Origin of the sequence: Acinetobacter sp. YH12233 (genome assembly GCF_013417725.1) — a bacterium.
In the GTDB taxonomy this organism is placed as follows: Bacteria; Pseudomonadota; Gammaproteobacteria; order Pseudomonadales; family Moraxellaceae; genus Acinetobacter.
Window position 1 is genome coordinate 1 of sequence record NZ_VPDK01000075.1, and the last position, 3743, is coordinate 3743.

Below are 3743 nucleotides of genomic sequence, written 5' to 3' on the forward strand. Positions count from 1 at the left end.
CCATCCGTATTGAGCATGAACCTGCATCAACCCAATGCAGTTGTGGCTGCCAGTTACGTCGTATCGGCGAAGATATCAGTGAAAAACTGCATTTCAGACCGGCACAGTTCTATAAGGAACAGCATGTACGTGGCAAATGGGTCTGTGATCAGTGCGACACCCTGACTCAGCAAGCGATGCCCGCCTATGTGATTGATAAAGGTATTGCCAGTCCTGAACTGCTCAGCCATGTGCTGGTATCGAAGTATGCCGATCATTTGCCGCTGTACCGTCAGCGCCTGATCTATCAGCGGGCTGGCATTGATCTGTCCAGATCCACGTTATCTGACTGGATTGGTCGCTGCGGTGTGGAACTGGAACCTCTGGCCAATGCCTTAAAACAGGTGGTGCTGCAACAGCGGGTGATCCATGCCGATGAAACGCCGGTCACCATCATGCGGATGGGTGAGAATGATAAAAAACCGAAGAAAGGTTATGTCTGGGCCTATGCCACTACACAGTACAATCCAGTTCAAGCCGTGATCTATGACTTTCAGGATAGTCGTTCAGGTCAGCATGCTGAAGCGTTCCTGAAAGACTGGCAGGGCCATCTGGTCTGTGATGATTACAGCGGTTATAAAGCACGCTTTAAATCAGGTCAGGTCATTGAGGTGGGCTGCATGGCGCATGCGCGTCGTAAATTCCATGAACTGCATGTGACCAAAAAAAGTCAGGTCGCTGAACAGGCATTAGTGCTGATTCAGAAACTGTATGCCATAGAAGCAGAACTCAGGAAAAAGACCGATGGTACAGCAGAACAGCGCTGCGAATACCGACAACAGCATAGTCAACCGGTGATGCAACAACTGTATGAATGGCTCAACCAACATCAACTGACTGTGCCATCGAGTTCTCCAACCGCCAAGGCGATCAATTACACTCTGAAGCGTTGGCCAGCTTTAAGCCGCTATCTGGATGATGGCAATCTACCGATTTGCAATAACTGGGTGGAAAACCAGATGCGCCCCTGGGCGTTGGGACGTAAGAACTGGTTATTTGCAGGTTCGCTGCGCAGCGGTCAGCGAGCAGCCAATATTATGACATTAATCCAGTCAGCAAAACTGAATGGGCTGGATCCCTATGCCTATTTAAGTGATGTGCTGAAAAGGTTGCCGACACATAAAGTGACTCAGATTGAAGAATTGCTACCACACCGCTGGAAACCTAAATCGAATTAAAAAATAGGCATGGGGGTTCAGCGGACGCTTACGGTTTTGCTTTTTAAATTAAGCTTCAAAACTACTTTCCATTTCTTCTAATTCCATCATTAATTCAAGCATTTGCTCTTTGACAGATTCAAGTTTGGCTTTTAATTCTGTTTGCTCATTCATTAGTTTGAGTAAGTCATCTTTACGACTGGCTTCATATAAAGCACTGTCTGCTAATAATTCCTCGATTTCGTTTAAGCGTGGCTGAATTTTGCTGATTTGCGCTTCATTTTTTTCAATGTTTTTACGAATCGGGCGGGTCAATTCACGCTGACGTGCAGCTTCTTTACGTTGCGCTTCTTTATCGACTTTGGAAATCGTCGGTTTAGTTTCAACTTGAGATTTGATGGGAGTCGGGGCTTGTTGACTATTTTTCATCATGTCGATCCGTGCTTGACGCAGCCAATCGGCATAAGCCACGAGGTCACCATCAAATTCGCGACATTTCCCATGATGTACCAATAATAATTCGTCACAAACACTGGCAATCAATTGACGTTCATGCGAAACCAAAACCACAGCGCCTTCAAAGTCTTGTAATGCCATAGTTAGCGCATGACGCATATCAAGGTCTAAATGGTTGGTCGGTTCATCTAGAATTAAAACATTGGGACGCTGCCAAACAATCAAAGCTAAAGCCAATCGTGCTCGTTCACCGCCTGAAAATCCTTCACTTGGCGTATCCATGCGTTCGCCACTAAAACCAAAGCTACCTAAGAATGAACGTAATACCGCTTCACTGATTTTTTTGTCAGCGATTCGAGATAATTGCAACATTGGGCTGGCATTGCCATCTAGAGCATCCATTTGATGCTGTGCAAAATAGCCAATATTTAACAGTTCCGAGGCTTTGCGCGTCCCTTGTAATAAGGGAAGGTCACCAACCAAGGATTTAATTAAGGTTGATTTACCCGCACCATTCATCCCGAGTAAACCAATGCGACTGTTTGGGGTAATCTGTAAATTCACATTGGTGGCAATCAGTTTGTCACCATAGCCAATATCGACATGTTCCATTTGTAACAGCGGCGAGCTCATTTTGGTTGGCTCACGGAAACTAAAGGTAAATGGCGTATCGACATGCGCGGCAGAAAGTTCCTGCATACGTTCTAATTGTTTAATACGGCTTTGAGCCTGCTTAGCTTTAGTCGCTTTGGCTTTAAAACGGTCAATAAATTTTTGGAGATGCGCACGAGTTTCGAGTTGTTTTTCATAGGCTTGTTGTTGTTGTGCCAAGCGCTCAGAACGGGTGCGTTCAAAGGTTGAATAGTTACCGGTGTAAAGCGTCAGCTCTTGATTTTCGATGTGTAAAATATGATCAGTCACCGCATCTAAGAAATCACGGTCATGTGAAATTAAGATCAGTGTGCCTTCGTAAGCTTTTAACCAATCTTCTAACCACAAAATCGCATCTAAGTCTAAGTGGTTGGTTGGCTCATCGAGTAATAACAGGTCAGAACGGCTCATCAGGGTACGCGCAAGGTTTAAACGCATACGCCAACCACCTGAAAAGCTTGAAACATTGAGCTGGGACTGATGTTCAAAGAATCCCAGGCCAGCCATCAGCTGTGAGGCTTTGGATGGAGCTGTATAGCCATGGATTTCATCAAATCGGCCATATAAGTGTGCCAATGCTTCATTGTCTAATTGTTCTGGATGTTCAAGTTTATGTTGTATATCCCAATATTCCTCATCGCCTGAAAGAACGAAATCAATCGCTTTCATATCGAGTGCTTTGATTTCTTGTGCCATATGAGCGACGGTCCATACTGCAGGACGAGTTAAGGATCCGCCATCAGATTCCATTCCACCTAAAAGCGCAGAAAAAAGAGTCGATTTACCCGCACCATTTACACCGGTTAAGCCGATTTTCCAGCCTGGATGCAATTGCATAGATGCTTTTTGAAATAAAACACGCCCACCGCGACGAATGGAAAGTTGGTCTAACTGAATCATGGAACTAACTAAACAAGAAGAATGTGAGGCTATTCTAATGGATGGCTTTGCAAAAGAAAAGTAAGCGTCCGCTGAACCCCATGCCTATTTTTTAATTTGAGTTGGATTTCCAGCGATGTGGCAGTAACTCTTCAATCTGGGTCACTTTATGTGTCGGCAGCCTTTTCAGCACATCACTTAAATAGGCATACGGATCCAAGCCATTCAGCTTTGCTGACTGGATTAAAGTCATGATATTCGCCGCTCGCTGGCCGCTGCGCAGCGAGCCAGCAAACAGCCAGTTCTTGCGCCCTAAGGCCCAAGGTCGCATTTGATTCTCTACCCAATTATTGCAAATCGGTAGATTGCCATCATCCAAATAGCGGCTTAAAGCTGGCCAACGCTTCAGAGTGTAATTGATAGCCTTGGCGGTAGGAGAACTCGATGGCACTGTCAGATGATGTTGGTTGAGCCATTCATATAGTTGTTGCATCACTGGTTGACTATGCTGTTGTCGGTATTCGCGGCGGTCTTCCGCTGTACCATCGGTCTTTTTCCTGA

General features: G+C 45.4%; 3 protein-coding genes. 1 reads left to right on the forward strand and 2 read right to left on the reverse strand.

What is annotated here, in order from left to right; translation table 11 throughout:
- A partial coding sequence (locus FTV12_RS16190; RefSeq protein ID WP_180034337.1) for an IS66 family transposase occupies positions 1 to 1217 on the forward strand: 1217 nt, incomplete at its 5' end.
- 48 nt (positions 1218 to 1265) lie between these two features.
- On the opposite strand, the gene FTV12_RS16195 is transcribed toward FTV12_RS16190, so the two are convergent.
- Both FTV12_RS16195 and FTV12_RS16200 read right to left on the reverse strand, forming a co-directional pair.
- Positions 1266 to 3203 (reverse strand): ATP-binding cassette domain-containing protein, encoded by a 1938-nt coding sequence (locus FTV12_RS16195; RefSeq protein WP_179991006.1) that lies wholly within the window; start codon positions 3201 to 3203, stop codon positions 1266 to 1268.
- A gap of 91 nt (positions 3204 to 3294) precedes the next feature.
- Positions 3295 to 3743: transposase (locus FTV12_RS16200; RefSeq protein WP_180034338.1), on the reverse strand; the 449-nt coding region annotated here is incomplete at its 5' end.